The sequence below is a fragment of the Burkholderia sp. IDO3 genome (assembly GCF_003366075.1).
GTDB classification, from domain to species: Bacteria; Pseudomonadota; Gammaproteobacteria; order Burkholderiales; family Burkholderiaceae; genus Burkholderia; species Burkholderia anthina.
Genome location: NZ_CP028962.1, coordinates 2,754,953 through 2,780,164, shown reverse-complemented (window position 1 = coordinate 2,780,164; position 25,212 = coordinate 2,754,953). Strand labels below are relative to the sequence as shown.

18 protein-coding genes are annotated in these 25,212 nt (G+C 66.3%); 14 read left to right on the top strand and 4 right to left on the bottom strand.

Annotated elements, in window-relative coordinates; genetic code table 11:
* Positions 1-434 precede the first annotated feature (434 nt).
* Entirely contained in the window at positions 435-1,946 is a 1,512-nt protein-coding gene (locus DCN14_RS12730; RefSeq protein ID WP_096507754.1) for an aldehyde dehydrogenase family protein, read from the top strand.
* Positions 1,947-2,080: 134 nt separating this feature from the next.
* On the opposite strand, the gene DCN14_RS12725 is transcribed toward DCN14_RS12730, so the two are convergent.
* A complete protein-coding gene (locus DCN14_RS12725; RefSeq protein ID WP_096507753.1) occupies positions 2,081-4,543 on the bottom strand; it encodes a DUF3772 domain-containing protein in 2,463 nt (820 codons plus the stop codon).
* A 416-nt stretch (positions 4,544-4,959) separates the two neighbouring features.
* Between DCN14_RS12725 and DCN14_RS12720 the strand changes: the two genes are divergently transcribed.
* The 4 genes from DCN14_RS12720 (at position 4,960) to DCN14_RS12705 (ending at position 10,252) form a co-directional block, all read left to right on the top strand.
* Entirely contained in the window at positions 4,960-6,378 is a 1,419-nt protein-coding gene (locus tag DCN14_RS12720) for an MFS transporter (RefSeq protein ID WP_096507752.1), read from the top strand.
* A 779-nt stretch (positions 6,379-7,157) separates the two neighbouring features.
* The gene (locus DCN14_RS38700) at positions 7,158-7,913 is read left to right on the top strand and encodes a hypothetical protein (RefSeq protein ID WP_239008091.1); all 756 of its coding nucleotides are present in this window, start codon (positions 7,158-7,160) and stop codon (positions 7,911-7,913) included.
* Between the two features lie 163 nt (positions 7,914-8,076).
* Positions 8,077-9,189 carry a porin gene (locus tag DCN14_RS12710; protein WP_096507751.1) on the top strand — a complete coding sequence of 371 codons (1,113 nt, stop codon included), beginning with the start codon at positions 8,077-8,079 and terminating at the stop codon, positions 9,187-9,189.
* A 10-nt stretch (positions 9,190-9,199) separates the two neighbouring features.
* Positions 9,200-10,252 carry a nucleoside hydrolase gene (locus DCN14_RS12705; protein ID WP_096507750.1) on the top strand — a complete coding sequence of 351 codons (1,053 nt, stop codon included), beginning with the start codon at positions 9,200-9,202 and terminating at the stop codon, positions 10,250-10,252.
* Positions 10,253-10,282: 30 nt separating this feature from the next.
* Here DCN14_RS12705 and DCN14_RS12700 read toward each other — a convergent pair whose 3' ends face one another.
* Complete coding sequence (locus DCN14_RS12700; protein WP_096507749.1) at positions 10,283-11,194, bottom strand: LysR family transcriptional regulator; 912 nt, start codon at positions 11,192-11,194, stop codon at positions 10,283-10,285.
* A 94-nt stretch (positions 11,195-11,288) separates the two neighbouring features.
* Here DCN14_RS12700 and DCN14_RS12695 point away from each other — a divergent pair, with 94 nt between their 5' ends.
* Positions 11,289-12,638, top strand: a complete 1,350-nt coding sequence (locus DCN14_RS12695) for an NCS2 family permease (RefSeq protein WP_096507748.1) — start codon at positions 11,289-11,291, stop codon at positions 12,636-12,638.
* A 46-nt stretch (positions 12,639-12,684) separates the two neighbouring features.
* Entirely contained in the window at positions 12,685-13,785 is a 1,101-nt protein-coding gene (add, locus tag DCN14_RS12690; protein WP_096507747.1) for an adenosine deaminase, read from the top strand.
* A 35-nt stretch (positions 13,786-13,820) separates the two neighbouring features.
* Here the strand turns inward: add and DCN14_RS12685 are convergent, their stop codons facing one another.
* Positions 13,821-14,267 carry a nuclear transport factor 2 family protein gene (locus tag DCN14_RS12685; protein WP_096507746.1) on the bottom strand — a complete coding sequence of 149 codons (447 nt, stop codon included), beginning with the start codon at positions 14,265-14,267 and terminating at the stop codon, positions 13,821-13,823.
* Between the two features lie 272 nt (positions 14,268-14,539).
* Between DCN14_RS12685 and DCN14_RS38695 the strand changes: the two genes are divergently transcribed.
* Entirely contained in the window at positions 14,540-15,802 is a 1,263-nt protein-coding gene (locus DCN14_RS38695) for a hypothetical protein (RefSeq protein WP_240327214.1), read from the top strand.
* Between the two features lie 92 nt (positions 15,803-15,894).
* Here DCN14_RS38695 and DCN14_RS12670 read toward each other — a convergent pair whose 3' ends face one another.
* A complete protein-coding gene (locus tag DCN14_RS12670; RefSeq protein WP_096507745.1) occupies positions 15,895-18,093 on the bottom strand; it encodes a transglycosylase domain-containing protein in 2,199 nt (732 codons plus the stop codon).
* Positions 18,094-18,171: 78 nt separating this feature from the next.
* On the opposite strand from DCN14_RS12670, the gene DCN14_RS37955 reads away from it, so the two are divergent.
* The 6 genes from DCN14_RS37955 (at position 18,172) to DCN14_RS12640 (ending at position 25,136) form a co-directional block, all read left to right on the top strand.
* Complete coding sequence (locus DCN14_RS37955) at positions 18,172-18,588, top strand: hypothetical protein (protein ID WP_162826195.1); 417 nt, start codon at positions 18,172-18,174, stop codon at positions 18,586-18,588.
* Between the two features lie 9 nt (positions 18,589-18,597).
* On the top strand, positions 18,598-19,380 hold the full coding sequence (locus DCN14_RS12660; RefSeq protein ID WP_240327213.1) for a response regulator transcription factor: 783 nt from the start codon (positions 18,598-18,600) through the stop codon (positions 19,378-19,380).
* Between the two features lie 135 nt (positions 19,381-19,515).
* Positions 19,516-20,622, top strand: coding sequence for a porin (locus DCN14_RS12655; RefSeq protein ID WP_096507743.1), 1,107 nt, complete (start codon positions 19,516-19,518; stop codon positions 20,620-20,622).
* Positions 20,623-20,723: 101 nt separating this feature from the next.
* Positions 20,724-21,722 carry a porin gene (locus DCN14_RS12650; RefSeq protein ID WP_240327212.1) on the top strand — a complete coding sequence of 333 codons (999 nt, stop codon included), beginning with the start codon at positions 20,724-20,726 and terminating at the stop codon, positions 21,720-21,722.
* Between the two features lie 220 nt (positions 21,723-21,942).
* Positions 21,943-23,376: a PQQ-binding-like beta-propeller repeat protein gene (locus DCN14_RS12645; protein ID WP_205212585.1), complete on the top strand. Its 1,434-nt coding sequence runs from the start codon at positions 21,943-21,945 to the stop codon at positions 23,374-23,376.
* Between the two features lie 836 nt (positions 23,377-24,212).
* Positions 24,213-25,136 (top strand): LysR family transcriptional regulator, encoded by a 924-nt coding sequence (locus tag DCN14_RS12640; RefSeq protein ID WP_096507782.1) that lies wholly within the window; start codon positions 24,213-24,215, stop codon positions 25,134-25,136.
* The last annotated feature ends 76 nt before the right edge of the window (positions 25,137-25,212 follow it).

Below are 25,212 nucleotides of genomic sequence, written 5' to 3'. Positions count from 1 at the left end.
CGATTGTGTGTGCCCGCCGGATGGGCTGCAAACGATATTTCCGCACAGGGTGATGCAACTTTGTCATCAAGTCGCGGCGTGCCGAGACGCGTCCGGATGGCCCGGTCACGGGCTTTGGACGCGTCCCATATGCGGGCTGAAACGGCCCGGTGTGTCCTGCCCGGGTGTTGCGTTTTGGGAATGAAGTCGTGAGTTAATATCAATAGCGGCCCGACTTGTGGCCGCCGACAATGTGTCTCATGGATCGTGCCTCGCGAGGTGGGGGCGCGCCGTCCGGCCGGGTTTCCGGCGGCGGCGCAGCGCGATGCGCCACGCGGCGCACCGGGCCTGCCGAGCAGCGCATCCGCTTGCACAGGGCGCGCGAACGCGCTCCAATCGAATCACGCGGGCGGCGTCGCCGCCGCACCGATCAATCTGTCCCTGAAGAGGAAGTGATGCAATTCAACGACATTCTTGCCGCGCTCGATATCGATCTCGCCCAGTGGAAAGGCAATGCGCTGACCGCGCGTTCGCCGCTCGACGGCGCGACGCTCGCGACGCTGGCGGTCGATTCGCCCGACGACGCCGAGCGCAAGATCGACGCCGCACACGACGCATTCCTCAAGTGGCGCACGGTGCCGGCGCCGGTGCGCGGCGAGCTGGTGCGCGTGTTCGGCAACGTGCTGCGCGAGCACAAGGCCGAGCTGGGCCGCCTCGTCACGCTCGAAGCCGGCAAGATCACGTCGGAAGGGCTCGGCGAAGTGCAGGAAATGATCGACATCTGCGATTTCGCGGTCGGTCTGTCGCGTCAGCTTTACGGCCTGACGATCGCGTCCGAGCGCCCGGGCCACCGGATGATGGAAACGTGGCACCCGATCGGCGTGTGCGGCGTGATCTCGGCGTTCAACTTCCCGGTCGCGGTGTGGGCGTGGAATGCGGCGCTCGCGTTCGTCTGCGGCGATTCGGTCGTGTGGAAGCCGTCGGAGAAAACGCCGCTTACCGCGATCGCATGCCACGTGCTGCTCCAGAAGGCGATCCGCGAATTCGGGAAGACGCATCCGGGCGTCGCGCCGGCGGAGTTGAGCCAACTGGTGATCGGCATGCGTGACGTCGGTGAAGTGCTGACGTCGTCGAAGAAGGTGCCGGTCGTCAGCGCGACCGGCAGCGTGCGGATGGGCACGGAAGTCGCGAAGGTGCTGAGCCAGCGTCTCGCGCGCGGCATCCTCGAGCTCGGCGGCAACAACGGGATGATCGTCGCGCCGAGCGCCGATCTCGACCTCGTGGTGCGCGCCGTCACGTTCGCGGCGGTCGGCACGGCCGGCCAGCGCTGCACGACGCTGCGCCGCCTGATCGTCCATCGCAGCATTGCCGATCAACTGCTGCCGCGCATCGAGAAGGCCTATGCGTCGGTGAAGGTCGGCAGCCCGCTCGAGGAAGGCACGCTCGTCGGCCCGCTGGTCGACCGTGCGTCGTTCGACGCGATGCAGAAGGCACTGGCCGATGCGCGCGAGCAGGGCGGCGAGGTGAAGGGCGGCGAGCGCGTCGATATCGGTCACGCAGATGCGTACTACGTGCGTCCGGCAATCGTGCGGATGCCGAAGCAATCGTCGGTGGTCGAGCGCGAGACGTTCGCGCCGATCCTGTACGTGATGATCTACGACGACTTCGAAGACGCGATCGACGTGCACAACGCCGTGCCGCAAGGTCTGTCGTCGGCGATCTTCACGAACGACATGCGCGAGGCCGAGCAGTTCATGTCGGCGGCGGGCAGCGATTGCGGGATCGTCAACGTGAACATCGGCACGAGCGGCGCGGAGATCGGCGGCGCGTTCGGCGGCGAGAAGGAAACGGGCGGCGGCCGCGAGTCGGGTTCGGATGCGTGGAAGGCGTATATGCGCCGTGCGACGAATACGATCAACTACAGCCGTCAGCTGCCGCTGGCGCAGGGCGTGAAGTTCGACGTGTGATGGAAGGCGGCGCGCGTAGCGCCGCTTGAAGTCGAAACGGGCCGGTTGCCGCGGAAGCGGTGACCGGCCCTTGTCGTTTTTGGCGACACGTCTGCTGCGACGATCGATCGGCGCGCACGCGCCTGATCACTCACTCATGGCTCATGTCGCATGGCACCCTCGTTCGCCGGCATGTTCTGCACAACGAGCATCTGCGGCGTCGACAACGTGATCTGTGCCGCGCGCAACTGCTTCAGGATCTCGAACAGCAGATCGCTCTTCGTCGAACTCGCGATCCGCGGGCTCGCCACATATCCCGTCACGCTGAGCGTAATGCCGTCCGGCGTCAGCTGGCTGAACGTGACCGACGGCGCCGGCTTGTCGAGAATCGCCGGGTGTTCGCGATACGCGTCGAGCAGCAGGTCGCGCACTTGCTCGGGGTCGGTGTTCAGCGGGAACGTCAGCATCAGCGTCGCGACACCCTGCGTGCTGTTGCCCATCGTCACGTTGCGCACGTTCTGCGAGATCAGCTGCGAGTTCGGCACGATCACGGTCGAGCGGTCGCTCAGCTGGATCTCGGTCGCGCGCACGTTGATGCGGCGGATATCGCCTTCGACGCCCGAGATGCTGACCATGTCGCCGACCTTCACCGGCCGCTCGGTCAGCAGGATCAGCCCCGACACGAAGTTCTTCACGATCTCCTGCAGGCCGAAGCCGATACCGACCGACAGCGCGCTGACGATCCACGCGAGGTTGCTCCATTTGACGCCGAGCAGCCCGAGCGTCATCAGCACGAGCAGCACGTAGCCCACGTTGGTGAACAGCGTGATCAGCGACACGCGCATGCCCGCGTCCATGCCGAGCGCCGGCATGAACTCGCTGTCGAGCCAGCGACGCACCGAGCGCAGCAGGTAGAAGCCGATCGCGAACCCGATGCCCGCGTTCATGATCCGGTCGGGCATGATGTTCAGGCTCTGCAGCCGCTGCCCGCCGATCATCGAGACCACGCTGTCGAGCAGGTCGCTCGGCGTCGTGCCGAACCCGCCCGTCAGCAGCGCGACGGCCGCGACCAGCATCAACAGGCTCGTGCCGAAGCCGGACGCGATGGTGTGCGCTTGCTCGAGATGCCGGTCGTCGAGCGCGAACAGGTGCTTGATCTGCTTGCCGGTCGACAGGTTCGCGGAGAACAGGCTCTCGCTGGCGTCGCGCGTCAGTTGCGTGAGGATGTAGACGCTGCACAGCACGATCTCGAACCACACGAGCTCGTACGTGATGAAGCGCGCGACCGTGATGTAGCCGATCACGAGCGCGCCCAGCGACACGATAATCGCCAGCGTGACGCCGGCATGGATCAGCCCCGCGAGCGTCGAGCGCTGCTCGGGCGCTTCGCCGGCTTGCGCGAGCGCGCTGCGCACGCGGTTCGCGCGCAGCAGCGATGCGCCGACGGTCAGCGCGACGACGAGCGACACGATTCCGCGGCCGAACAGCGTAACGGACAGGCTGGTGTCGACGATCCGGTTGATCGATTCGAGCGTGCCGGACATCAGCAACAGTGCGGCCAGCACGCCGGGGAACGGCTTCATCGCGAGCGCGACCGGATCGGCGAGCGCCGGCAGCCGCCACGACGGGTGCTTCGTGCAGAGCAGCGCGCGGCCGAGCCCGGCGATCAGCGCGCAGGTCACCGCCAGCTTCGCGAACTGATCCCACAGATCGCTCATCGACGGCGTGAGCTCGTAGTGCCGGGCGAGCGCGAGATAGAGAATCTGGACGGCGACGGCGGTCGCGAACAGCGTCGAGAACGCCGTCGACAGCGCGAGTGCGCTGCGGCGCAGCCGCGTGGGCGGCAGGCGGTTCAGGCAGACCCACGCGAGCCCGCGTTCGACGAGGCGGCGGCCGCCGACCCAGACGGCGAGCGCGGCGATCATCAGCAGCATGGTGACCGCACGCTGGCCGGGCATCCACGACGAGTGCAGCATATCGCGCAGTTCGTCGTTGAAATCCTCGAGCCGATGGACGTCGTCAGCCGACAGATGAAACAGCGGCAGCCAGAACTGCGCGCCGAAGATGCTGCCCGAACGGAACGCGAGCTGGTTGCGCAGCAGGCTGCGGTGCAGCTTCGCGAACTGGTCGTTGAGGTTCGCGAGGTTGGTCTTCTGGTCGGTGGCCTGTTTCAGCGCGGCGTCGATCTGCGCCTTGCGCGCATTCAGCGTCGCCCGCTGTTGCGCGACCGAGGGCGTTTCGGGCGACGCGCCCGGGGCCGGCGGCGGGCCGAGCACGTCGAGCTGCGCCTGGATCTGCGTGCGCTGCGGCGCGAGCTCGCTCTGCAGCTTGTCGACGTCGGTGCTCAGTTCCTGCGCCGCATCGTCGAGCCCGTCGAGCTCCTTGCTGTTGGTCGCGTTCGACGTCTGCTGCTTGATGCGGTCCTGCTGGACCTGCATCTGCTTGAGCTGCGCAATGGCATCGTTCAGCGAAATGGCCGGCACGGGCGCGCCGACGCCGCTCGCGCCCGGCGCGGACGCGGCCGCCGGAAACGCCGACGCGGTCGCGATCGCTGCGAACTGCAGCAGTGCGAACAGCGCGATCCGGCGTGCGTAGATGGATAGTCGTTGTATGGACATGGAATGCTTACGTTTTGCCGACGATTCCGGACGCCGAAAGGCGTCAGGAAGCCGGGAGTTGGCCCGGTAGCATGTTACCGGGGTGTGGCGGCGGCAATGACGACGTTTGTGCGCAGGGCGTGTCGCGCGCCATGCGGCCCGCGGCGCCGTGCGAGGGCGCCGAGCGCCCGTATCGACGGGCCCGCGCCGGCATCGGTTGCCAAGCTGCGACGGCGATCGCGATGCCGGCGAGGCTTACAGAACCGACAGAAGGTTACGCAATTTACACATTATCCGGCGCGAAACCGGGGTGTCCGAACCGGTTCGCCACGTGACGCGGCTCGCGCGGCGTGCCGGTACAATGCAGCGATTCGCCCGACGGCGGCCCGCAGGCCGCCGGACAACAACATACGACACGATCAGGAGACTCGACCAAGATGGCTTCAACGGACAGCTTTTCACAGGCCGCCGCCTTGTCCTCCCCCATCGACGCCGGCTCGATTTCAGCCCGCCTCGATCGCCTGCCGCCCACTCGCAGCGTCTGGAAGCTCGTCGTGCTGCTGAGCCTCGGCTTCTTCTTCGAACTCTACGATCTGCTGTACAGCGGCTACGTTGCGCCGGGCCTCGTGAAAAGCGGAATCCTGTCCGCGACGACGCACGGCCTGTTCGGCACGACGGGCGTTGCGAGCTTCATCGCCGCGCTGTTCGCCGGCCTCTTCATCGGCACGATCGGATGCGGCTTCCTCGCGGACCGCTTCGGCCGCCGCGCGATCTTCACGTGGTCGCTGCTGTGGTACACGGCCGCCAACATCGTGATGGCGTTCCAGGACACGGCAGGCGGGCTGAACTTCTGGCGCTTCGTCGTCGGCCTCGGCCTCGGCGTCGAGATGGTGACGATCGGCACGTATATCTCCGAACTCGTGCCGAAGCAGATTCGCGGCCGTGCGTTCGCGTGCGAGCAGGCGGTCGGCTTCGTCGCGGTGCCGGTGGTCGCGTTCCTCGCTTACCTGCTCGTACCGCACGCGCCGCTCGGCCTCGACGGCTGGCGCTGGGTCGTGCTGATCGGCGCGCACGGCGCGCTGTTCGTGTGGTGGATTCGCCGCGAGCTGCCGGAGAGCCCGCGCTGGCTCGCGCAGCAAGGCCGTGTCGACGAAGCCGACCGCGTGATGCGCGCGCTGGAGGCGAAGGTCGAAGCCGAATACGGCCGCCCGTTGCCGCCGCCCGCGCCGGCCGAGCCGGTGCCGCCGCGCGGCAGCTTCCGCGACATGTGGGTGCAGCCGTATCGCAACCGCACGATCATGATGACGATCTTCAACGTGTTCCAGACAGTCGGCTTCTACGGCTTCGCGAACTGGGTGCCGACGCTGCTGATCAAGCAGGGCATCACGATCACGTCGAGCCTGATGTATTCGAGCGTGATCGCGCTCGCGGCGCCGCTCGGCCCGCTGATCGGCCTCGTGATCGCCGACCGCTTCGAGCGCAAGTCGGTGATCGTCGCGATGGCGGCGGCGATCGTCGTCTGCGGGCTGCTGTTCAGCCAGACGACGGTGGGCGCGTTCCTGATCGTGCTCGGCATCGGCCTCACGCTCGCGAGCAACATCATGTCGTACAGCTTCCACGCATACCAGGCCGAACTGTTCCCGACGTCGATCCGCGCGCGCGCGGTGGGTTTCGTCTACTCGTGGAGCCGCTTCTCGGCGATCTTCTCGTCGTTCGTGATCGCGGGCGTGCTGAAAGGCTTCGGCACGTTCGGCGTGTTCGCGTTCATCGCCGGCGCGATGGTGATCGTGATGGCCGCGATCGGCTTGATGGGGCCGCGGACCAAAGGCATCGCGCTCGAAGCGATTTCGAAGTAGGCGACGACGGCATCACGCGTGCCGCATGCGGAGCGGTACGCGTTTTCGTGGTCGCGGCGACGGCCAACGAACGAGCGTGCCACGCGACGACGCAGCACGCGGCAACGAGTTGAAACAAAGCGTGACCAAGCGCAAAAACCGCCGCGAAACGCGGGGTTCGGCCCTGCCGAATCCGGCATGCGCGAGTAGAATGAAAGCCCTGACGACTCATTAGCCGCCATCGGACCGGTCGCGTTGCATCCGCGAAACGGCTCCACCGCGAAGAGGCGTCGGCGCCGGGAATCTGCAAGGTCTGCGGCGTGTCGATGGCTCGCGCGGAAGATGCGCCGTTCGCCTTTGCGCGGCGGCCGGATCGGCCGATGGCTTCGATCTTTATGATGCTTTCCGACCTGACGCGGTGGCTGGTCAAGCCGCGTTGCCGTACCCTCGCAGTCGCCACGTGGCTCGCTGCAGCCCTCCCGATTTCCGTTCTTGTCGATCGGCCTGCGTTCGCCGCGTCCGACGTACCGTCGCCCACTGCTACGTCATCCTCATCAACTGCATCGCCGGCGTCGCCCGAACATGCGTCGTCCGGCGCATCGCCCGCTTCCGCTGCGCATCATGCAACGCCGGCGAGCGGGGCATCGGGTGCGTCGGCGGCCTCGGCAGCGTCCGCGGCAGCACCTGCGTCGGCGACGTCCGGCACGGCCGCGAGCGAAGCCGAGGCGCCCGCACCGACACCGCCGCGTCGGCATCCGCCGCTGTCGGCCGAGGAAGCGAAAGACGCAACCGCGCGCGTCATGGACATGCACAAGCGCTTCACGCAGGAAGTCACGCGACGCCTGAACGTGCCCGCGAACGAACAGCGCGCGTACGGCGAGCGGCTTCAGCAAGCACTCGCCGACGCGAATCTCGGTGATCTGGCCGGCGAATACATCGCCTTGGTCGATCGCGCACCGAACGTGCAGGCGCTGTTCATCTACTTCCGCGCAACGCCGTCCAGCGCGTGGCTGCTGATCGGTGCATCGCCGGTCGGCACGGGGCTGCCGGGCAAGTACGATCACTTCCTGACGCCGCTCGGCGTGTTCGACCATTCGCCCGACAACATGGACTTCCGCGCGGAAGGCACGACGAACGACAACGGCATCCGCGGCTACGGCAAGCGCGACATGCGCATCTACGACTTCGGCTGGGTCGACGGCGAGCGCGGCTGGGGCAAGGGCGGCAAGTCGCCGATGCGTTTCCAGATGCATGCGACCGACCCCGATCGTCTCGAGCCGCTGCTCGGGATCCGGCACTCGAAAGGCTGCGTGCGGATTCCGGCGTCGCTGAACATGTTCCTCGACCGGCACGGGATTCTCGACGACGACTACCAGGCGCGCGTCGAGGCCGGCAAGTCGTTGTGGGTGCTGCGTCGCGATCGCGACATCACGCCGATCGCCGGCCGCTATCTGGTCGTGATCGACAGCGCGCGCAAGACGCGCCCGGCATGGTCGCCGGCGCCGGGACGCCACGCGTGGTCGAAGTTGCCGAAGAGCGGCGACACGGCGGATTGACGGCAGCCGCTTCGCCTGCGCGGGAGGCCTCTCGATGAGAATAAATCCGTTTTATTGATATATAAGAAAACCAAACTTTTATTATCCGATCCGGGTTCGTATAGTCGTGTCCAGTTTCGCGGAACCCTGCCGCGCCTGGACTCTCACCGACCACACGACCCGCATGAAAACTCTTCACAAGCTCGCGCCGCTCGCGATGCTCGGCGCCTTCGCGACCCATGCCTGCGCGCAAAGCAGCATCACGCTGTACGGCCTCATCTCGGCAGGCGTCGGGTACGCGACGAACCAGGGCGGCAAGAACGCCTGGCAGGCGCTGTCCGGCACGAACCAGAACCCGCGCTGGGGGTTGAAGGGCAAGGAGGATCTCGGGCAGGGGGTGTCCGCGATCTTCCAGCTCGAGAACGGCTTCAACGTGATGACGGGCACGGCCGCGCAGAACGGCCGCGAGTTCGGGCGCCTGGCCTACGTCGGCCTCGCCGACCGCAGCTACGGGTCGCTGACGTTCGGCCGCCAGTACGATGCGATCCACGACTACATCGGGCCGGTGATCATCGCGAGCAACGGCGTGAACATCGGCGACAACGACAACGGCTACAACGACATCCGCGTGCAGAATTCGGTGAAGTACGTGAGCCCCGTGTACTACGGGCTGAAATTCACCGCGCTGTACGGCTTCAGCAACGCGACGGGCTTCGCGAACAACAGCGCATACAGCTTCGGCCTCGGCTACGAGTGCGGCCCGCTGCGCTGGAGCGCGGTCTATGCGCAGTACAACCATCCGTACAGCGGCACGAATCCGGACGGCGCGATCGCGAACGACTATGCGTCGCCGCTCCTGATCTTCGCGAAGAGCGCGACGTCGCCGGCGGTGTTCGCGAGCCGGCAGCGCATCGCGGGCACGGGCGGTTTCTACACGATCGGCCGCGCGCAGTTCGCGGCGATGTTTACCGACGTGCGCTACGATTACCTCGACAATTCGCACCTGCATCTGCAGAACGTCGGCGTGAACATCGTCTACACGATGACGCCGCAGCTTTTCCTCGGCGCCGCGTATGCCTTCACGAACGGCAAGTACGACGTGATCGACAAGCGGCCGAGATGGCACCAGGTGAACCTGCAGGCCGATTACTACCTGTCCAAACGCACCGACGTCGCGCTGACCGTGATTGCCCAGCAGGCGGCAGGCGACGCGGACCATGCGCAAATCTTCGCGTACGCGCGCTCGACCGGCACGCGCCAGATGATGGCGACGCTCGGTGTCCGGCACGTCTTCTGAGAGCCCGATCATGACCCATCCGATTGCATCCCGCCGCACGTTCCTCAAACTGTCCGCCGCGCTGGCCGGTACGGCGCTGCTGCCCGAAGCCGGCGCGTTCGGGGCCGGCGGCGACGCCGCGCGGCGCACGGTGATCATCGACACCGACCCGGGGCAGGACGACGCCATCGCGATCCTGTTCGCGCTGGGCGCGCAGGACCGGCTCGACGTACGCGCGCTGACCGCCGTGGCCGGCAACGTGCCGCTCGAGCTCACCGAACGCAATGCGCGGATCATCCGCGACTGGGCCGGCCGCACGAAGACGCTGCCGGTCCATGCGGGATGCCCGCGCCCGCTGGTGCGCGACCTCGTGACGGCCGCGAACGTGCACGGCAAGACGGGCCTCGAAGGCGTCGAGCTGCACGAACCGCGCGCGCCCCTTGCGGCCGGTCATGCGGTGTCGTACCTCGTCGATACGCTGAGCCATGCCGCGCCGAACAGCGTGACGCTGTGCGCGCTCGGCCCGTTGACCAATATCGCGACCGCGCTGGTCGAAGCGCCGCAGATCCGCGGCGCGTTGCGCGAAATCGTGCTGATGGGCGGCGCGTTCTTCGAGCGCGGCAACATCACGCCCGCCGCCGAGTTCAACATCTACGTCGATCCGCAAGCGGCCGAAGTCGTGTTCGCGAGCGGCGTGCCGATCGTCGTGCTGCCACGCGACGTCGCGGTGAAGGCGCCGATCACGCCGGCGCGCGTTGCGCCGTTCCGTGCGCTCGGCAACCGCTGCGGCGCGATCGTCGCGGACATCATGGACGCGGAGCTGGCGTACAACAAGAAGCGGCGCGGCGTCGAGGACGGGCCGATGTACGACCCCACGGCGGTCGGCTATCTGGTCGACCCGACGCTGTTCGACGGACGCAAGGTGAACGTCGTCGTCGAGACGACCGGGCAGTGGACGCTCGGCGAAACGGTGGTCGACTGGAACGGCCGTAGCGGCCGCGCGGCGAACGCGACGTGGATCAACGAAGTCGACGCGGACCGTTTCTACGCGACGCTGGCCGAGCGCATCGCGAAGCTGCCCTGAACGTCGCGACGCGCTGCACGGCGAACCGGCTCAGATGTGTTTCTCGATCCATTCCCGGCAGGTGCGCACGTGCGGGCCGCGATCGTCGGCAGCGAGCGAGATCAGTGAAATCGCGCGCGTGACGCGCGGCTTCTCAATGCGCAGCGCGACGAGTTCGGGATCGTGCAGATGCATCGTGTAGAGGCTCGGCAGCACGACAGTGGCAAGGCCGTTGCGCGCGAGCGCGTACAGCGGCTCGGTGTACTCCATCCGGTACGCGACGTTCAGGCGCAGCTTCTCGGCGCCGCCGGTGCGATGCAGCGATTCGCTGACGCTGCCGCGCACGAACACGGCGAGTTCGCGATCGACGAGCTTCGCCCACGTGACGCTCTTCGCGTTCGCGAGCGGATCGTCGTGTCGCACGACGATCACGATCTCGTCTTCGAACAGCTGCTGGTAGTGCAGCGTGCCGTCGTCGCCGTCGGGTTCGCGCACGCCGATGCCGAGATCCGCGACGCCGTCGCGCACGGCTTCGACGAGCGCGCTGTTCGGCAAGTCGGTGAGCGTGAAGCGCAGTGTGGAATGCGTGCCGCGCAGCGCGTTGAGCGCCGGCAGCAGGCGGCCGGCGACCGACGGGATGAACGCGATGCGCACGGTCTGGATGCGCTCGCCGATGAGCCGCGTCATGTCGTCGAAGGTGCCGCGCGCCTGGTTCAGCAGACGCTCGGCGAGCGGCAGCACGGCAACGCCCGCGGTCGTCAGCGTGAGCCGGTGCGCGGAGCGGGCGAACAGGCGGCCGCCGAGCAGGAACTCGATCTGGCGGATCGACGCGGTCAGCGCGGGCTGCGTGAGCGACAGCGCCTGCGCGGCTTGCGTGAAGCTGCGCGCATGCGCAAGGACGACGAAGTGCTGGACTTGCCGCAGCGTGAGTGCGGGCAGCAGCGACGAGCGATCGGACGACATCGGAACGGTACGGTCGGGAGGCGGTACGCGGCAGTATAAGACCGCGCCGCGCGAACCGACACAGGACAATAATCGGAATCACAGGAGAACCACCATGTCAGCGACTGACACGATGCCGGCGCGTACGCCGGCCAACTGGCTCGAACGGCGCTTCGCGCTCGCCGCGCGCGGCACGAGCGTGCACACCGAGACGATCGCGGGGATCACGTCGTTCCTCGCGGCGGCATACCTGCTCGTCGTGATTCCATCGCTGCTCGCGACCGGCGGAATGGACCGCGGCGCGGCAACCACCGCGACGATCATCGTGTTCGTGCTGTTCACGACGCTGATGGGGCTGTACGCGAACCTGCCGTTCCTGGTCGGCCCCGGTATCGGCGGCTCGGTGATCATCGGCGTGACGCTCGCGACGACCGAACACGTCGGCTGGCAGACGGGCCTCGGCATCGCATGCGTGTCGGGCGTGCTGTTTTTCCTGCTGACGATCTTCGGCGCGCGCGGCGTCGTGATGCGGCTGATTCCGGTGCAGATCAAGCTCGGGCTCGGCGCGTCGATCGGCCTGTTCGTCACGATGCTCGGGTTGCGCAATGCGGGGATGGTCGTCGCGAATGCGAAGACCAACGCGTTCGCGCTCGGCGATTTCTCGCGGCCGGGCGCGCTCGTCGCGCTGATCGGCCTCGCGGTCGCTATTCTGCTGCAGGCGCGCAAGGTGCCCGGCGCGATCCTGATCGCGATTCTGGTTGCGGCCGCGGCCGGCGTGCCGCTGGGCGTCACGCATCTGCCGGCGTCGTTCGTGTCGCTGCCGCACGGCATCGCGCCGATCGCGTTCAAGCTCGACATCCGCAGTGCGCTGACGCTCGCGGCCGCGCCGTACCTGTTCGCGTTCTTCGCGGCGGAATTCTTCTCGACGCTCGGCACCGCGCTCGCGGTCGGCGCGAAGGCGAACCTGCTCGACGAACACGGCAACCTGCCGAACATCAACCGGCCGTTCCTCGTCGATTCGCTCGCCGCGACGCTCGGCCCCGTGTTCGGCATTCCCGCGCTGACGGCGCTGATCGAATCGGCGGCGGGCGTCGAAGCCGGCGGCCGCAGCGGGCTGTCGTCGCTGGCGGCGGCCGTGCTGTTCGCCGCGATGCTGCTGTTCGTGCCGGTCGCGCTCGCGATTCCGAAAGAGGCGACCGCGCCGGCGCTGATCCTGATCGGGCTGTCGATGTTCGCGACGATCCGCCATACGCATTTCGACGACTTCACCGATGCGCTGCCCGTGATGTCGATGGTGCTGCTCACGCTGATGTCGAACAGCTTCGGCACCGGCATCGCCGGCGGGCTGCTGTGCTACGTGCTCGTCAAGCTGCTGGCGGGCCGCTGGCGCGACGTGCCGTGGGGGCTCGTCGTGCTCGCGCTGCCGCTCGGCTATTACTTCTGGACCGTCGTGAAGCCGCACTGAGGGGCTGCTCTCACGACGCATTGGCACACCCGCAAAAGAGACTCACATGAAGGCAACACCAGGTAACGTCCCGGCCGCGCGCACGGGCATCGAGATCACGCCGGCCCATCGGGCCTTCTTCCACGCGCTGCCGAAGGTGGAGCTGCATTGCCACCTGCTCGGCGCGGTGCGGCACGACACGTTCGTCGCGCTCGCGGCGCGCAGCGGCGCGCCGATCGAGCGCGCGGAGATCGACGCGTTCTATGCGCGCGGCGAGAAGCCGGTCGGCGTGCTGCACGTGCTGCGCGCGCTCGACAAGTATTTGCTCACGCGGCCCGACGACCTGCGGCGCATCGCGTACGAGTATCTGGAGGATGCGGCCGCACACAACGTTCGGCATGCGGAATTCTTCTGGAATCCGACGGGCACGGTGCGCGTGTCGGGCATTCCGTATGCGGACGCGCAGGCCGCGATCGTGACCGCGATTCGCGATGCCGCGCGCGACTTCGGGATCGGCGCATGCCTGATCCCGAGCATCGATCGCGAGCAGGACCCGGACGAAGCGGTCGCGATCGTCGAATGGATGAAGGCGAATCGCGCGGATGAAGTCGCAGGGATCGGGATCGACTATCGCGAGAACGACCGGCCGCCGGAGTTGTTCTGGAAGGCGTATCGCGACGCGCGCGCGGCCGGCTTCCGCACGACCGCGCATGCGGGCGAGTTCGGGATGCCGTGGCGCAACGTCGAAACGGCCGTCGACCTGCTGCACGTCGATCGTATCGATCACGGCTATACGATCGTCGACAACCCCGAGCTGTGCGCGCGCTACGCGGAGCGCGGGATCGTCTTCACGGTCGTGCCGACGAATTCGTACTACCTGCGCACGCTGCCGCCGGAGCAATGGGCGGAACGGCATCCGATGCGCAAGATGCCGGGGCTCGGGCTGAAGATCCATCCGAACACCGACGATCCGACGCTGCACAAGGTGAATCCGTCGGAAGCGTGGGAGCTGATGTTCAGCCACTTCGGCTTCACGGTCGCCGACCTGAAGCAATTCATGCTGAACGGGATCGACGGCGCGTGGGTCGACGACGCGACGAAGGCCGCGTGGCGCGTGGCGTGGGCGCCGGAATTCGACGCGCTGGCCGCGACGCTCGCGGCGGGCTGAGCGCGCGTTGCGCGCGGTAACCGCCGGTCGGCGCGTCAGCCGGCCGGCGAATCGTTCAGGTGGTAACGCAGGTCGCCCGCGAAATCGAACAGCGTGTAGTCGCGGAACGCGAAGCGCCACGCGCCGTCGACGCGCTCGAACGCGTCGTGATACCGGCCTGCCGCGATCGGTTGCAACGCCAGGCCGTCGGCGGCCTGCAGCACCGTGTAGTACGAGCGGGCCGTCGCGCGCTGCGCGGCTTCGTCGATCTCGATGATCGGATTCGTAATCACGTGCTTTGTGCGTGGCGTGCCGCACGCGTGGCGCTTGACGCGCGCATCGAACAGTTCGAGCAGTTTGTCCGCGCCGATCGTCGGCGCATCTTCCGCGACCTTGATCCGTGCATGCCGGAACAGCGCCGCCATGCCCGGCAGGTCGCCAGCGTCGAGCAACTCCGCATAGCGGTACAGCAGGTTCGCGATCTCGACAGCGCTCGCGTTCATGCAGCCTCCGGCATCGATGGATGACGACGGCGATGGTGCGCGGCGTGCGGCTCTTCCGCTTCGTCCAGGTGGACTATGGCGGCACATCGACCGATCGCGAAGGCTGCTTCGCACGCGTCCCGCCATCTCCTCGCACCGCTCGACGTCGCGGGCTGGCATACACCGGTCGCGTTCGCTATATTGGCGTCCGGCGGCGACTCGATCGCGCTGCCGCCGCCGCGCGCGCCCGCGCCGGCATTCCGACAACAATTCGAACCTCGAGAGGCCCTGCCGTGCGCATTCCCGTTTTCTGTCTGATGATGTTCGTGTCGCTGTCCGCGCGTGCCGCCAGCGGCTGCGACGGCCTGCTCGGCGACTATGCGCCGGCCGCCGGCAAGCCCGCGACCATGCGGGTCGAGAAGGTGGGCGGCGACATCGTGCTGCGCATGCGCGACGCCGGCCGGTGGAGCGTCGAAACCGCCCCGACGCACGTCGCGGAACTCGATATGGATGGCCCGCAGAAGCCGCCTGCCGACGCATGCATACTCGACGTGCCGGGCGGCGAACTGATCAGGATGCCGATCGGCTCGCCGTATCAGGTCACGTCGGTCACGGGCAGCAATTTCACGACGAAGCATTCGACCACGGGCGTGCTGTTGCGGATGGAGCAGGGCTTCCAGGTCGACGGCATCGAGCTGTATCCGGTCGCGCGCAGCGGCGATTCGCCGCCGCCCCCCGCGAAGGCGGTGCCGGGCCGCGAGATCGCCGGCACGGGGCCGTGCCCCGGCTACCATGCGCCCGACATGAGCCAGGCGGACTTCGACGGGCTGCCGGATCGCGTGCGCCAATACTTCGCCGGTCTCGACCCGGTGCAGCAGCGCGAATTCGTGTGCGGGCAGACGCTCGACCAGATCGTCGGCGACGGCGTGTCGTCGAACGACGCGAAGACCGTCGATTCGATGTGGCGCTGGCTCGACGTGATGCTGCATGCGCATCAGGTGCCGCGCGACGAGCACGGTAGCGACGATCGCTGGCGCGTGGCCGGCCAGTTGCTGCACGCCAACCGTTCGAATGCCGATGCCAAGGCGTCGCCGGACCACGCGCGTCGGCAGGCGCTCGTGCTGGACCTGCTGGTGCCGAACCTGCCGCCGCCCGACACGCTGCGCGACGGGCGCGAGGATCAGGCGAGCGATCTCGCCTCCGAACTCGTGAAACTGCCGGAAGCCGATGCGCTCGCCGCGCTCGGCAAGCTGCACGCGAGCGGCGCGCTGAGCTGGCAGATCCACGACAACAATCCGTACCACCTCGCCGACGCCGCGTTGTCCGACGCGTTGAATCCGCCCGTGTCGGCGTCGGTGTTCGCGTTGCTCGTGAAGGATACGAACCCGGTGGTGCTGCAGAGCGATACGCTGCTTCGCGGCGAGGTGATCGAGCATCACGTCGAGGGCGTGCGACGGCTGTTGGGCGCCGGCGTGAAGCCGACCGCGAAGGTGCTGGCCGATGCGGGCGACGATCCGGAGATGCTGCGGCTGCTGAAGGCGGCGGCCGCGCGCTGACGCGATGCCATTGCGCGACGACGCGACGACGCGTCGATGTCGATGAATCGATGAATCGCAAGGCCGGCATGATCCGCCGGCCGGCTTCACGATCAACGGAAAATCTTCAGCCAGTCGAACAACCCCGGGTGCGGCCGCCGCTTCGGCGCGCTCGCCGGTGCGCTGCGCGGCCGGAAGTCCGGCGAGAACTGCGCATGCGGATCGATCGCGCGCGCACGCAGCGCCGTCTCGTAGAACGAGCCGACGATCGGCAACGCGCTGTGCGCGCCCGCCCCCCAGTAGTTGCTGCGCAGCGTCACGCTGCCGTCGTCGAAGCCGACCCACGCGCCGGCCACCAGTTGCGGATGCATCAGGATGAACCAGCCGTCCGTGTTGTCCTGCGTCGTGCCGGTCTTGCCCGCGACGTCGACGCGAATGCCGTAGCGCGAGCGGATGTCGGCGCCGGTCCCGTAGTCGACGACACCGCGCATCACGTCCACCAGCGTCTGGGCCGCGGCCGCCGGCAGCGCGCGTTCGGGCGGCGCGCTGCCGAATGCGGCGAGCACCTTGCCGTTGCGATCCTCGATGCGCGTGATCATCTGCGGCGCGACGTACACGCCGCGGTTCGCGATGGTCCCGTACGCGGACACCATTTCCTTCAGCGTGACGGGGCTCGTTCCGAGCGCGAGCGACGGCACCGCGTCGAGCGGGCTGTCGCGCACGCCCATCGCGCGCGCGAGCTGCGCGACCCGGGCCGGGCCTTCGCGCTGCATCACCTGTGCGGTGATGCGGTTGCGCGACAGGGCCAGCGCGTCGCGCAGCGTCATCGGCGCGTCGGTCGGCGGCTCGGCATCGGTCGGACGCCATACCGCGTGCGCGTCGACCGGGATCGCGACGGGGCGATCGACGAACGTATCGCTGGGCCGCATCCCGTCCGCGAACGCGGCGCCATAGACGAACGGCTTGAACGTCGAGCCCGGCTGGCGCCGTGATTGCACGACGTGGTCGAACGGCTCGCTGCCGAAATCGGGGCTGCCGATCCACGCGCGAATCGCGCCGTTGCGCGGATCGATCGCGACGAAGCCGGCCTGCACCTGCGTCTTGCGCTCGCACAGCGCGCGCATGAACGTGCGATTCGCGCCGAGCTGCTTCAGCACCGCCGCATCGGCGAGCCCCGCATCGCGCGCCGCGCGATAGTCGGGCGTCTGCCGGATGAAGCCGCGGAACAGGTCGTTGCGCAGGCCGCAGCCGGACGGGCCGCGCCATGCGCTGTCGGCGATCGCCTGCAGCCGTTCGGTCTGCCGGGTCAGCGCTTGCGTTGCCATCTCTTGCAGCCGTGCGTCGAGCGTGGTGTACACGACGAGGCCGTCCGAGTAGAGGTCGTAGTTGTTGCGGTCGGCCCATGCGATCAGCCACTTGCGCAATTGCACCGCGAAGTGCGGCGCGGGGCCCGGCTGGGCGGTCTGCGGCTCGAAGTCCACGCGCAGCGGCCGGCGCTGCAATTGCGCGAGCTGCTGCGGCGACAGCATCCCCATCGCGGCCATCCGGCCGAGCACGATGTTGCGGCGCTGGACCGCGCGCTCCGGATTGAGCACCGGGTTGTAGTAGCTGTTGCCCTTCAGCATCCCGACGAGCGTCGCGCTTTCCACGATGTCGAGCTGGTCGGCCGATTTGCCGAAATAAGTGCGTGCGGCCATTTCGACGCCGTACGCGTTGTACAGGAACGGCACGGTGTTCAGGTAGGTCTCGAGGATCTCGTCCTTGCTGTACACCGTCTCGATCTTGAACGCGGTGATCAGCTCCTTCACCTTGCGCGTGAGCGTCGGCGCGCGGCCGACTTCGTCCGGATACAGGTTGCGCGCGAGTTGCTGCGTGATCGTCGAGCCGCCCTGGCGGCTGCCGGAGAACGTATGGAGCCCGGCCGCGAGCGTGCGGCGCCAGTCGATGCCGTGATGCGCATAGAAGCGGTGGTCCTCGGTCGCGATCAGCGCGTCGACCATGTGCGGCGAGATCTGCTTGAGCGGCACCCATTCGCGATTGACGGGCCGGAACTCGGCGATCAGCTGGCCGTCGGCCGACAGTACGCGTGCGGGGCGGTCGATGCGCGCCTTGCGGATGTCGCCGATGCTCGGCGTGAACGGCACGAACGCGAGCAGGACCAGCAGGCCGAGCACCGGTATCGCGGCGAGCGTCAGCGCGATGCCACGGCGCGTCGGATGGCGCAGGCGATGCCACGCGCCGGCACCCAGCGTGCGGGCGCCGTCACGGCAGCGAAGCCACAGGTTGCGAAGAAACGGCACGAAGCGATTCACGGCGGCAGCAGCGCGGTCGGAAAAGGCGCGATCCTAGCAAACCGGGCAGCGTCGCCTGGGGCCAAAAAGCCCGTTTGCTTGCAGGATTTACAGACGATTACGTTTGTTGCCCGCGGACAACCTTTTGCCGCGCGCACGGCCGCGATTCCGCCGACGAATCGCGGCCGGCCAGCTCCGTACGCGCCGCAGCTTCATGGTGTTGGCCGGAATGCCGGGAATGCGGTCGCCAGATCGGACGACGATGTTGCCGTTCGTGTCGGCACTCGAATAATTCGAACCGGTTTCGATGAAGGTCGATTCGTGAGTCGCATGTTGCTCGCGCGGCTGCTGACGAACGGTATGTCGTCGGGGCGTGTCGGGCACCAGGCCGCGACGTTCCAGGTCGTCGCCGAGCCGATGCGTCCGCGGGCGCCGATTTCAACGGTTCTGGCTATCACGGACCGGAGGCGAGATATTACGTTTTCCTTGATTTTTCCTGAAAATGAAATGAATTAGAAAGGATAAATGGAATGGATGCATTTCCATAATCTGCATTTCCGGCCGGGAAAAAACGGGGCAAGATTGCAGTGCTCAGTGACGTGTCGACGAAACGCGCACACGTCGGACATTTCGATACACGAGGCCCGCCACGTGCCCCCACGCATTTCCATTTTGCTCGTTGACGACCATGCGGTTGTGCGTGAAGGCTACAAGAGACTGATCGCGTTCGAATCGGACCTTTACGTATGCGGTGAAGCCAGGACTGCGGCAGAGGCCTATCACGCGTTCTGCTCGCTGCGGCCCGATGTGGTCGTGATCGATGTGTCGCTGCAGGGCCCGAGTGGCATCGAGGCCATCCGCCGCATGCTCGCGCGCGAGCGTGCGGCGCATATCCTGATATTCAGTGTCCGTGAGGAAGCGATTTTCGTGCGCCGCGCGCTTGCCGCGGGGGCGCTCGGTTACGTGACCAAGTCCAGTGCACCCGACGTGCTTGTCGATGCGGTTCGCGCAGTGGCGCACGGCCGTCGATTCCTGAGTCCCGACGTCGCACAGGCACTGCACGCGAGTGATGCGTTTCGGGAAGGACAAGTCGGCAGCGCGCTCTCGGCGCGCGAGTTCGAGGTGATGGGATTGCTCATCCAGGGGTATACATTGCTCGCCATCGCCGAGCAACTCGGCATCAGCCGGAAGACCGTGGCCAACCATCAGTCGACGCTCCGCCAGAAGTTCGGCGCGGACAACAGCGTACAACTTGCCCGCATGGCAAGCCGGTTCGGTCTGCCGTTTCAACCGGCGCCAGGCAGTTGATCCCGGATCGGGCTTTTCAGCGGAAGCATGCCGCTCATTATTAGCAATACAAAATGAATCGAACGATGATCCGTCGTCGACGGTAGCGATATAAATATGGGATGAATGCCGGGGCGGCTTTCATCGGAGAGCGCGATGAGAAAGAGAATCTCGGTGGCGGTGTTGTTGGGGGGGCTCATGCCGGCCGCGTGGGCGCAAACGAGCGTGACGCTGTATGGCCGCGTCGACGCGGGGCTCGAGTACCTGAACCACGTCACGACGGCACCGGGTCGAACCGACACGCGCTTCAGCGCAGAGGGGGGCGACTGGGGCACGAGCATGCTGGGGCTGCGCGGCAACGAGGATCTGGGCGGTGGATTGTCCACGGTATTCAATCTCGAAACCGCGCTGCAAACGATGAACGGTACGACGGGAGGCGGACGGCTCTTTTCGAGGCGTGCCTACATCGGACTGAAAGACGATTCGTGGGGGCAACTCCAGGCCGGGCGCAACCTGTTCATCGATAGCGACGGCGTGTGGGCGTTCGACCCGTTCGTGCAGCAGGCGGTGTCGTCGGCATCCCTCGTGCGCGGACGCAACTGGCAGCAGACCAGCAATAACGTGGAATACCACAGCCCGGTTTTCCACGGCTTCGACGTGCAGGCGCAATACGCGTTCGGTAATCAGGCGAGCGGCTTCAACAATGGTGCGTCGGGCGAGTTCGGCCGCTCGGACGGCGTCATGCTGACGTACCGCTCGCCGTATTTCGACGTACGCGGCATGTACGACGCGCTGCGCGATTCGACCGGCAAGTTCACCAATGTCTTCACGAGCTCCCGTGAATATTTCGTTGGCGGAAACATGCGGATCCAGAAGTTCACGATTCAGACGGCCTGGACGCACTATTCGGCGCCGGACACGCCGGCCGGCCTCGCGGACAACGCGGATCACTTCTGGCTCGGTGCGACGTGGCAGGCGAATTCCCGCTGGTCGGTGACGGGCGCGGGCTACTACGTTCGCGTGCGCAGCGGCAACGGCGATGCGACGCACGATCCTGCCGGCCATGCGACGCTGTACGCGCTCGGCACGACCTGCAACCTGAGCAAGCGCACCTTCCTTTACGGCACGGTGGGTTATGTGCGTAACGGGAGTCACTCGGATTTTTCGGTATTCGCGACTCCGCTGGGCACGACGCCGACCACCAATCCGCTCGACGGCGAATCGCAGGTCACGACGTATGTCGGCGTGATGCACACGTTCTGAAACGATAGATGAAGACTGTATCGATGATCGGCGTCAAGCGGTTCCGGCAGTGGCGCAGCGGCGCTCGTCCGGTTTTTCGACAACGGGCGCGGGCGTGCGGTGTGCTGGGCGCCTTGCTCGTTGCTCCGTCTCTCGCGTGGGCGCAGGCATCCGTGACCTTGTACGGTGTCATCGATACGAGTATCGAGATCACGAACCCCGGGGCGGGATGGGCGGCGCGGATGGACTCGGGTGCGTATCGCGGTTCGCGGATCGGCTTGCGCGGCAGCGAGCCGATCGGCGGCGGGACGAACATGCTGTTCGTGCTCGAGAACGGATTTGGCGCGACCAACGGCACGCTCGATACGGCGGGCACGCTGTTCAACCGCCAGGCCTGGATCGGTGCGGGCGGCCCCTGGGGGGAAATGCGCGTCGGACGGCAATATTCGCCGATCTATATCCCCTTCAAAGGCGGGATCGATGCATTCGGCGCGGGAACCATTGCGTCCGGGCTGAACAACTTCTCCAAGATCACCCCCTACGCGAGTAATGCGATCACCTACCTGTCACCGAAAATCGCGGGCTTCGACGCAACGGTGATGATGTCGCTGCGTGCGGCGAGCGACAACGACGGCAACGGGCTCGCGGGCAACTTCGAAACAGTGTCGTACCAGTACGGGCCGGTGCGGCTCGCTTACGGGCATCAGCAAACGCACGGCAGCGGCGCATTGCGGGCGAATCTCGCCGGCGCGTCGTATCGCATCGACAAAGCCACCTTGTTTGCGGACTGGTTCAATGCGTCGGGCGGCAATGCGCCGGTTTATCACAACGACGGTTTTGCGGTATCGCTGCGCTACGCGTTCGCGCCGAATCTCGATGCGTCGCTCGGCTATGCGTACGTGCGCGACCGTTCCGGAACGGACAACAACGCGGACCAGTTCAGTGCGATGTGCGATTACAGGCTGTCAAAGACGTTGCAGTTCTACGCGAGTGCAGGCTGGTTGCGTAATCGTAACAACGCGACCTTCACGCTGCGTGGCGTCAACGTAACCGGGCTTCCGCCATCGTGGCCCGGCTCGCTGGTGCGCGGCGTACAGATCGGCATGATCGATCGTTTTTGAATGCGATGACTCACCAAAGTGAGCGCAGTGGCAAGGCTGGGATTTTCTATCGCTGTCTTATGGAGAACTGAAAATGATACGAGTGTTGAACAGGCAAGACGCAGATCGGCGCGCTTCGCCGCTATCCTGGCGCACCCCGGCTATCGCGACGGCCGTCGCTCTCGTGAGCAGCCTCGTCGCTGCGGCTCCCGCTGCCGCCCAAAGCGCGGGAGACTGGCCGATGGGCGGGCAGAATCTGCACAATACCCGCAGCGCCGCGGGCGAACGCGCGATCGGCCTGAACAACGTGGCCAAACTGGCGCCGCGCTGGTCGGTCGATACGGACGGTAACGTGTCCGCTACGCCGACGGTCGTCGCCGGCGTCGTCTATGTGCCCGACTTCGGCGGCTCGCTATGGGCCGTCGATGCCGCGACCGGACAGGTCAAGTGGCACAGGAAGGTCAGTGACTACAGCGAGATTCCCAACGATGCGTCGCGTACCAGCCCTGCGTACTGGAAAGGCACGCTGGTGATCGGCCAGGGCACGCAGCTCGCCAACAATCCGAGCGGCGCCTACATGCTGGGCATCAAGGCCGAAGACGGCGCGCCGCTGTGGCGCACGCAGGTCGACACGGACAAGTCCGCCATCATTACGAGTTCGCCGGTTATCGACAACGGGATCGTCTACGTCGGCGTATCGTCTCGCGCCGAGGCGTTGAAGGAGACGCCCCGGTATCGCGGCAGCGTCGTGGCGCTCGACGCGACGAGCGGCAAGCTGTTGTGGAAGACGTACATGGTTCCGGAGGGTTACACCGGCGGTTCGGTCTGGGGCAACACGCCGGTCGTCGATCGTGAAACCGGCTTGCTGTACGTGACCACGGGCAACAACTTTACCGTTCCGGAAGGGGTGTGCCGGTATCCGGGGCAAGAGAAGTGCAAGGCAGCCGTACCGGACAATCATATCGACAGTTTCGTTGCATTGAACCTGAAGACAGGCAAGATCGCGTGGGCCACCCGTACGCTGGCCGCCGACATGTCGACGAACTACGACCACGACGACGGCCCGGACTACGATTTCGGCTCGGGGCCGAACCTCTACACGACGACCATCGGCGGCCACAAGCGCACATTGCTCGGTGCCGGCCAGAAGAGCGGAGTCTACTGGGCGCTCGATCCGAAGACGGGCAAGGTCGTCTGGCATACCCAGGTCGGCCCCGGCAGCCTGCTCGGCGGCATGCTGTGGGGAACGGCTGCTGATGGCAAACGCATCTACGTATCGATCGGCAACCTGAATCACGAGTCCGTCGCAGTCAATTCGCCCGCGGGGACGAAGACGACCAAGGGCGGCATCTGGGCCGCGGTTGACGCTGCAACCGGCAAGGTGCTCTGGCGCACCGCGGATCCGCAGCAGATGATGGACACCGTTGCGATGTCCGAGGCTAACGGCGTGGTGTATGCGGGTTCGCTGGCAGGCAGCGGCGCCAACATGTATGCACTCGACGCGTCGACCGGCGAAATCAAGTGGAGCTTCGAGAGCGGCGGCGCCGTCGTGTCCGGTGCCGCGATCGTCGACGGTACGGTCTACTGGGGATCCGGTTATCACACCAAGATTCTCGGGCTGCCGTATGCCGGCGACAACCACAAGCTTTACGCGTTTTCGGTAGCGAAGCAGTAAGTCGCCGTTGCCGGGTGTCGCGAGTCCACCCGCGCGAGCCGATATCCGCGCTCGGATACGAGCGCGGCATCGTCAGTGCGGGTGGCGAGCCGACGCCGGCGCGCCGATTGCGTAAAACCCGCGAGAAGCGACGGGAGCGCGGGTGCATGATGCGGGGCTCGTCGATCACCGACTGGTGACGCGCACAGCTCCGTCGATCCCCTGGAAACGTGGCGAGCGTTTGCACGAACGCGAGAGAACTCGTCGCGCACGAAGTTCAAGCGCTAATTCGAATCGGTTCAATTCCGTTTCTTCGGTGTTATTTCGACACGAATACGTGTCAAATGTGTCGGCGCGGCTACCGTAATGCCAGCGCAATGCGCACCGGGCGTTCATTGTTCGCACGATCGAGGCCGGTCTCCCATTTTCCGATTCAAAGGACTGCACTCTTCATGAGCAATCGGAAACATGAATTATCCACTCCGAAGAATAGCCAGCCGATCTTCATCAATCAGCACCCGCAGGCGGCGCTCGCGGATATGCCTGTGAAATAAGCGCCGGGTATCGGCGCGGTCGTGTTGAACTCGCCAATTGCCGACGCTGTCCCCACACGTCGTTGATCGAGTGCGAACGCTCGAGCGTAGTGACGTGTCCGTTGAAAAGAATGAGATCGAGCGTGAAACAGGTTGCGCTCGCAAGCATTTCCTCACGTGACGAGTATTCGAAAGACGACTCGATGAGCGCGATCGCCTGCGCGTCAATCAGCATGACGAGCCGGCCGGCAAGTGCAGTCGACGACTGCGTTTGGATCGTGCCGGCCAGCGCGCAGGCACACAACCATCGATTCCATTTCCATGATGCAACACCTTCCTGATCTCGACGCCTGGGCCATCTTCGCGCGCGTCGCGGAAACCGGCTCGTTCGCAAAAGCCGCCGAGCTGATCGGCACGTCGCAGTCGACCGTATCGAAGGCCATAGCACGCCTCGAGAATCGGCTCGGCACCATGCTGCTGTACCGGACGTCGCGCAGGCTGTCGCTGACTCCGACGGGCGATCTGCTGCGCGACCGTGCGATCCGGCTGCTCGCGGATGCCGAGTTCATCGAGAACGAGGCATCCGCTCAGGCGCTGGAGCCGCACGGTCTCGTGCGTGTGAATGCGCCGATGTCGTTCAGTCTCCGGTATCTCGCGCCGGTGCTTCCGGCGTTTCTCGAGCGCTACCCGAACGTCGACGTCGATCTCATGCTGAGTGACCATCTGATCGACGTCGTTCCGGGCGGCTTCGACGTCGCGATCCGGATTGCCGAACTGAACGATTCGACGCTGCGCTTTCGCAGGCTCTGCGCGGTCCGCCGGCCGCTCGTCGCTTCGCCTGCCTATCTGGACCGGTACGGGCGTCCGGCTCACCCGCGCGATCTCGAGCGGCATGTCTGCTTCACCTACACGAATCTGCCGACGTCTGGTTGCTGGCGGTTTCGGCACACCGCGTCGGGTGACAAATTCTCGGTAGCGGTGAACGGACGCATCCGCACCAACAACGCCGACGTGATCCTGCCCGCGCTGGTTGCCGGGCACGGCCTCGCGCTGCAGCCCGAATTCCTGGTCGTCGATGCGCTGCGGCATGGCGAACTCGAGGAAGTGATGCACGACTGGCGGATCGCCGACATCAACGTGAACCTTGTGACGCCGCCCGGCATGCTGCGTACCGCGCGCGTCGCGGTGTTGCTCGACTATCTCGCCGACCATTTCACGACCGCCCCCTGGGAGCCGCCCGTGCGCTGAACATCCTGCTGCGTGCGTGCCGACGCTGCGGGCGCTCTGAGTCATGGCGTCACGCGCCCCGGAGAGAGGCGGCACG